We start from the raw sequence: 2,219 nt of genomic DNA, 5'->3' as shown, positions 1-2,219 counted from the left end.
GGAAACGTGCTGCACTGCACAATCGATCCATGGGCGTAGTGCGTTTTCCGGGCCTGATGGTGGACGCCCCCGGCGGCTCGGTCTCCCAGATGCAGGTAGTTGGGCTTGAACTCGGCAATCGCTTTCAGCCGTCGCAGATCCAGGATCGTCAGGCACTTGCCCTTCAGCTCGATCAGCCCCTGCCGCCGGAGTTCCTGGATGGTGCGATTCACAACCACGCTCGAGAGTCCGGTCGTGTCGCCTAGATCCACCTGCGTGAGCGGAAGCTCGTAGTTGTCGCCCGTGGCTAGCCCAACCGCCTGCAAGCGCAGCAGAAGTTCACAGAAGAGGTGCGCGATCCGCTCCAAGGCCGAACGGCCGCCGACATTCATCAGCCACTCTCGCAAGGTTGCCTCGTCTACAAGGGTGGTCAGGCGCAGCGCACGGGCAATCTGCGGGTGGCTCTCGATCAGGTCCGAGATCGTCTGCGGCCCGATCCGCGCCACCGCGCAGGCCGAGAGCGTGGTGATCGTGTGATTCATGCTGTCGAGGAGCGCGACGTCGAGGTCACAGGTGTCACCCGGCACCAGGTAGGCCATGATCTGGCGCTTGCCGTTGGCGCGGGTTTTGTGGCGGCAGGCAATGCCGTCTAGGACGAGGAATACAGCCTCGGGCGCATCACCCTCGCGGATGAGATCCGTGTGCGGTTCGACGGAGCGCGGGCTGGCGCTGATCCGCTCCAGCACGGCCTTGTCCGCCTCCGAGAGCGGGACGAAGCCCTCCAGCTTGCAGATGAATGGGTTACGGCTGACGCCGGTTGGATCGGTCATCTCAAGGGGGACCTTGCTCGGGAGAGTTCGTCCAGGGTGGCGACAACGTCCCAGGAGCAAGCTGGCTTCTGGAGGCGAGGCTCGGCACGGACCTCGTTGGCGAGAGAGCCGTCCTGCTGATATTCGGTATGGATCAGGAAGGGCACGCCGCATTGGCGGAATTCCCGGACCAGCTCGCTGCTGAAGCCATCCTTGAGCACCACGTCGAGGACGGCGAGGTCAGGTCGTTCCTGTTCGACCAGGGCCAGCGCAGCGCGCGTCGTATCGAGAGGGCCGAGCACGCGGTAGCCCGCCTGCTCCACGGCATCGCTCAGGTCCAAGCCGACCAGGGCATCGCCCTCCGTCAGCAGCACCAGGGGTCTCGGGTCCGCCGGTTTCATGCCGGCCTCCTTTCAACCAGACCATATGCCACTATCGGCCGCGCTTGGCGCTGTGATCTAGGCTGCAACCATAGATAAAAAATCCAGATAAGTCTGCATGTCCCGGATAAATATTATGGGCAAATCAGGAAATTTCTGAATGTTAAGGTGTCACATCAGGAAAAACTGATCTTATGATCATTTTATTTGGGGTGCATGCTTGAGAGACAGCGCGTGCTCTTGCCCTGAATGTCGCCCAAGCCAGAGCGGCAGCGTCACAGTGTTGCAACCGGATTGAAAGGTCACGTCTGCGAGCAAAGTAGAAATGTCACAGGACCGCTGTTTGCGGCCGCTCATCATCACCCATCCCACGCCAGCCTCCCACGTCCATCCCGCGGACAGGGGAGTGTGACAGTCCTACTTGGCCCAGGTGGGACATTTTAACTTGGCGCCTACAACAGCACTTGTGGATTGAATGTTATGGAACCGTCAGGCTTGCCCCTATCACGCTGCGAGACCGCCGCGCCTTTCCGCTGCGGGAGCTGTGATGCGCCTGCCTGCAATGAGGTTCAGCCGCCCTCGCCATGCCGAGCCCAAAGCCGGATCTATAGGGTTTGGAACAGGTAGTAGCCGGTAAGCCGCGTCGCGGCATCTGCCGCCTCAAGTCGAAAACCGGCCGGGGTCGGCTCCGTTGGTCTGACCGTTCCCCCGCAATCCCAGGTTTCGCCGCTGATGAAGGTGGGGATCGGCCGGTCCTGACGCACGGCACAGCGCAGCTCCGGCTGCTGCCTCCGGTGAAAGACGTTGTAGGTCGAAGATGCCTGCATCTTGCTCTCCACCCAATGGTGGTCTGTTGATCTGTTGAGAGGCTCCTGGCGCAGGTGCCTGCGGCAGCACCCGCGCCCATTCAATGCCCAGCACCGCTGGCGCCCACCGTGCATCCCATCGCTTCGGAGCCGAGTTGCACCAAGCGTTGGCGGTTCTCCTCGGAGAGCCCCCCAGCGCTTGCAAAGCCCAGCAGTGACAGCGTCACGATCAGCTCGCCTTCACC

Annotated in this window: 3 protein-coding genes; all 3 read right to left on the bottom strand. The window is 61.9% G+C overall.

Going from position 1 to position 2,219, the window contains the following annotated elements; genetic code table 11:
- Window positions 1–809, bottom strand: an 809-nt coding sequence (locus WDW90_RS36495; RefSeq protein WP_336492621.1) for a Crp/Fnr family transcriptional regulator, incomplete at its 3' end; no start/stop codon positions are given.
- Complete coding sequence (locus WDW90_RS36490; RefSeq protein ID WP_336492620.1) at window positions 806–1,189, bottom strand: response regulator; 384 nt, start codon at window positions 1,187–1,189, stop codon at window positions 806–808. The genes WDW90_RS36490 and WDW90_RS36495, both read right to left, overlap by 4 nt.
- A 584-nt stretch (window positions 1,190–1,773) precedes the next feature.
- Window positions 1,774–1,995, bottom strand: a complete 222-nt coding sequence (locus WDW90_RS36485; RefSeq protein ID WP_336492619.1) for a hypothetical protein — start codon at window positions 1,993–1,995, stop codon at window positions 1,774–1,776.
- Window positions 1,996–2,219: the final 224 nt, after the last annotated feature.

It is taken from the genome of Methylobacterium nigriterrae (assembly GCF_037106235.1).
Lineage (GTDB): Bacteria > Pseudomonadota > Alphaproteobacteria > Rhizobiales > Beijerinckiaceae > Methylobacterium > Methylobacterium nigriterrae.
The sequence above is the reverse complement of the archived record's forward strand: the minus strand, read 5'-3'. Positions and strand labels throughout refer to the sequence as shown.